General features: G+C 65.2%; 6 protein-coding genes. 3 read left to right on the top strand and 3 right to left on the bottom strand.

Translation table 11 applies throughout. The annotated features are described in order from the left end of the window. Positions 1–24: 24 nt before the first annotated feature. Both ACNAVT_RS31575 and ACNAVT_RS31570 read right to left on the bottom strand, forming a co-directional pair. Positions 25–267 carry a hypothetical protein gene (locus ACNAVT_RS31575; protein ID WP_416301630.1) on the bottom strand — a complete coding sequence of 81 codons (243 nt, stop codon included), beginning with the start codon at positions 265–267 and terminating at the stop codon, positions 25–27. A gap of 279 nt (positions 268–546) precedes the next feature. Next, a complete protein-coding gene (locus tag ACNAVT_RS31570; RefSeq protein WP_416301629.1) occupies positions 547–1,179 on the bottom strand; it encodes a DUF7002 family protein in 633 nt (210 codons plus the stop codon). Here ACNAVT_RS31570 and ACNAVT_RS31565 point away from each other — a divergent pair. Beyond that, the gene (locus ACNAVT_RS31565; RefSeq protein ID WP_416301627.1) at positions 1,178–1,603 is read left to right on the top strand and encodes a hypothetical protein; all 426 of its coding nucleotides are present in this window, start codon (positions 1,178–1,180) and stop codon (positions 1,601–1,603) included. The genes ACNAVT_RS31570 and ACNAVT_RS31565 overlap by 2 nt on opposite strands. A gap of 123 nt (positions 1,604–1,726) precedes the next feature. Here ACNAVT_RS31565 and ACNAVT_RS31560 read toward each other — a convergent pair whose 3' ends face one another. After that, positions 1,727–2,551: a hypothetical protein gene (locus ACNAVT_RS31560; RefSeq protein ID WP_416301626.1), complete on the bottom strand. Its 825-nt coding sequence runs from the start codon at positions 2,549–2,551 to the stop codon at positions 1,727–1,729. 566 nt (positions 2,552–3,117) lie between these two features. Between ACNAVT_RS31560 and ACNAVT_RS31555 the strand changes: the two genes are divergently transcribed. Continuing rightward, the gene (locus ACNAVT_RS31555; RefSeq protein WP_416301625.1) at positions 3,118–3,498 is read left to right on the top strand and encodes a hypothetical protein; all 381 of its coding nucleotides are present in this window, start codon (positions 3,118–3,120) and stop codon (positions 3,496–3,498) included. A gap of 156 nt (positions 3,499–3,654) precedes the next feature. Next, the coding region (locus tag ACNAVT_RS31550; RefSeq protein WP_416301623.1) for a hypothetical protein at positions 3,655–3,973 on the top strand (319 nt) is incomplete at its 3' end.

Genomic DNA, 3,973 nt, shown 5'->3' with positions numbered 1-3,973 from the left:
CCGGAGTGTCGACGATCCGACAGGTCAGGTGACCCCGATGTTCAGGTAGAAGTGGCCGAGCTTGAGCGAAAGAGAGGCGCCTCCGAAGTGGTGAATGAGCAGCGCCAACAGGATGACGATCAAGATGCAGACGACGAGCCAGATCAGGAACCACACGAACCCTGGGATCCCGTAGCGACCGACGCGAGCCATTAGGCTCGCCCCCTCGCGGTCGGCGCTGCGACACGCGCCGCCGCGCATGGACGGGTCGGCTGTCGATAACTGCACCCGACGCTAGCGGACGTCTCCATACAACCCCCTTCATTGAGGTGTACGCGAAATTTCCCTACCGAGGCGCGCGTCAAACTGGGACGGAGGAGTGAGGTTCCCCCGGGATGTGGACACCAGGTTATGCCCGCCTATCGGTCCCGATAGTGGTGATCGCTGGAGCCGTAGAGGACGAGGAAGCCCCGGCGGGTTGGTGGAAGGCTGATCCCGAGCAGGTGTACGAGCGCCGGCCTGCGGGTGGAGCGCAATGCAGTCCTGTGGCCGCGATGGGTATGGGACTCAGCCGGTAGTGCCTTCGATCTTGTCGGTCAGTTCGAGGATGTCAGGGACGGCGTCCAACACGGTGACCTCGACCAAGGCGCCATCGCGGCCGTACCGGCGGCGGTACTCGGCGTAGGGGTAGTCGGCGATCGGCAGCCAGGATCGATGCCCCCGCATGGGGTGGTTTTTCTGCGTCACGGCCCCGGAGTTGAGCCGGCAGAGTTCGATTCGTGGGCCGTGTCGCTCGACGAGGGTGCGGGTGTCGACGTGCAGGACCACCTGGTCCTCGGTGCGGTACTCCTTCGCTTGACGCAGCCGGTCCAGCCGCTCAGCGCTGGCCCAGAAGAAGACCCGCGAGTTGATGGCCGCGAGGTACTCGGTCAGCGAGGAGTTTGGATCAATCTTCTCCGCGACGAACTTCATCGGCTTCTGATCGCGGATCACGGCAGCCGGCAGGCCGGGCGCGCGCAGAACGGTGGACTGCTTGCGAGGGGCGGTCAGGAGTCGGTCACGCTCGGCGGCGTCGAGGTCGAACAAATCGATCAGTTGCTGCGTGGACAGGAGGCCGTGCCGTTGCACCGATGGCCACGCGGTCGCCGACATCGTGTGGAAGACCCGCGGATGGCGCGCGATCAGTTCCTCGACGTCCATGACGGTCATCATCCCGGACGTCCACGACTACGGGCCATCAGGGATCCGGTCGACGTCCTCCCATCACCTGGTCGACGGGTGGCCTGCAGCGCTGGCGCTCCTCGGCGTACGCCTCCGCCTGTCGAGACAACCACCACCCTCCGTAGTGACCGAATCGCGGCAAATTCGCGCACCCCACCTCGGCCAACCGGTGCCGCGCGACGTGCGATTAGGTCTGCTCATGCGGGATGACATCGTTCTGCGGCTCGACCGCGCAACCGCCGAAGATCTGTACGTCGCGCTGTACGAGGCCGGAGAGCACATCGCGGCTGGCGCAGCCATCACTCCGCCCACCGCCGAGGAGGCCGAGCGGCTGGGCACTCTCCTACGGCACCTGGGCCACGCCCTTGGCCGTCGTTGCTTTCCGTACTGCGACCACCTTTAGTTGGTAGGGGTCGCGCGTGCTCAGTGGCAGATGTGCGCACTTGGTCTTGGGTAGACCGCCGACCAGCGGTACGTGCCTAATCTCTCCGCAGTCGGCGTGCTGGGACCGGAGAGATCTCGTTGGTTAGCCGTTGAAGTGTTCCCAGTCGAGGCGTGAGCGTAGGGGCCGCAGGGCCGAGCGTTGCCGGCTGCCGACGCTTAGCCAGATACCACTCTCGCCGTAGTCGGCGGCCATGGCGACCAGTCCGGGAGCCACCCAATGACGCGTCGGGTCGCCAGGTACACGCATCGGCTGCAGCGGGACGGGAACCAGGTCCTCGACGAACCGGTCCAGCACCTCCGGGGTGATCGTGGCGAAGCCGCTGAACGGTGAGGTGTTCACCGCTTCGTTGAGGGCGAACTGGAGCAGGAAACCGCTGAGGCGTTCCCGCTCGCGCAGCCGCTCCGGGCCGCCGTCGTACCAAACGACCGGATCGTCGTCGGTGGGGTCGATCGATGCGACCCAGACGCCCTGGTTCTCGGCCGCGAAGACCACTAGGGGCTCGTCTTCGAGGTACTCGATCTCGTCGAGCGGCTCGATGAAGTCCTGTCGGCCGAGGAGTTCCTCGCGGCCGGCGGCGATGTCGTGGAAGGCCAGCAACGGGGGCGGAAGCGTCATGGCCGCGCGTGGGGGTGGCGCCGGAGGCATCGGCACGTCGGCGTACCAACCAATCAGAAAGGACCGCAGTGCACGGGTCAGGTCCTGCGGCACATCGTCCAGCCAGTCGATGCCGGGTACCGGCAGCGTCGGCGCCGGTAGCACCTTGTCCAGCAGGTCGGGAGGAAGCCGCTTGTCCCAGGTCAGCCTCGCAAACGTGAGGGAGCCCTGTTCTCCGGTGGACGGGTCCGTCCCGCCGTAGACGCTGCAGGCTTGGTAGAGCTCACCGAGAGCCAGGCAGCCATCGGCCATCTTGACAAGCCCAGAAGTGGCTGGCCGGACTTGTTCTTCGAATCTATCCACTGAGTCGCCTCGCTGGGCAAAGGCTCCCGCAGCATCAGCGTGTTCGCGTCGTCGACAGCGTTGCCGTGAGGCCGGTCTCCGGCGTCGGCGATCACGACCAGAGCGTCGGCCCCATACGCAAAGGTGACCCCATCACCATGCACGACCTCAGCCTTCAGGCCGGCAGCTTCCACCGCCGCCCGAACCGGGACAACCGACCATCCCTCGATCATCGGGCGAGTATAGGAGCCCGAACCGAACCGTGTAGTTGACCAAGCGGCGCGCCGCAGCGAGGCCAACTCGACACGAAGAGCCAGCTCGCGCTTGAGCACGCGACGGACACGTCTCAATGGCGGAACGGGTAGGCACACGGACAGTGACGAGCAAAGACGGCCAGTGCGCGCCTTGTCCGCGGCAGAAGAGGATGCGCGACGAGTATCGGGCTAGCGTGATTGAATCGTGCGCTGCATCGGCGGGAGTAAAGGAACTCGTGGGCTCATGTGGACGAGTTGGATGAGACGTGGAGGTGGGCCGCGTTGGACGATCTCGCCATCATCTGGAACCGTGCCGCCGACTACGGGGCTGACGGTGAAGCGCCTGAAGGAACTCCGCTAGGAATTGCGCACCTTTCCTTCCTGCTACGTGTCTACAACTCGGCCATGGGCGGCGGCTTAGGCTTCGCCGTGGAGGTCAACGAACCTTTCCGCCTGAGACGGGCGATCGGCGCGATGCGCTACTTCCGCCTGTCCGAGCTTGCTGACCTCCTGACTGACGTCTTGAACCATGAGTCGGATGTCGAATACGCCGGATCGCGGGAACGTCAGTTCTATGACCTTCTCGGCCCAGCGGATGAGAACCTGGATAAGGCGTTCAGAGCCAAAGCGGCCGAGGCTCCAAGCGACTTCGGTCTTCGATAAAGCCCGCCGGACTCAGGCCGAGTGTTATGCGATCTGTGCACTCATCTCGACAGTACCGGAAGCTGAAGCGCAGGGCGGACCGGTCACGGCCTGTCACGCTCGACCAGCGGCAAATGAGTGTGTGCTCGGGGCATCGCGCAGGTAGCTTGCCTCCTCGTGGAGAACCATCCGGCGCACGCACCGTTGCTCTCTGCCAGGTGGCCGGTCTTTACCGCCGAACTCGCCGCGGCGCTCGCGGCCGAAGGTGAGAAACGGCTGGCGGAGCAGGTCGGGCGGCTGCGAGTCGTGCAGACGTGCGGTTGCGGGGACGACTTCTGCCAGAGCTTCCACACCGCGCCGAAGCCGGCTGAGGCCTACGGCGATGGCCACCGCAATTCTGCCTCGACGCGCCATGGCCGGGCTACCTCATCGTCGACGTGGTCCGCGACGAGATCAGGTACGTCGAAGTGCTGTACCGATCACCGCTGTGCTGACC

Origin of the sequence: Micromonospora sp. SL4-19, assembly GCF_047921475.1 — a bacterium.
In the GTDB taxonomy this organism is placed as follows: Bacteria; Actinomycetota; Actinomycetes; order Mycobacteriales; family Micromonosporaceae; genus Micromonospora.
This window is presented reverse-complemented; position numbering and strand designations above follow the sequence as displayed.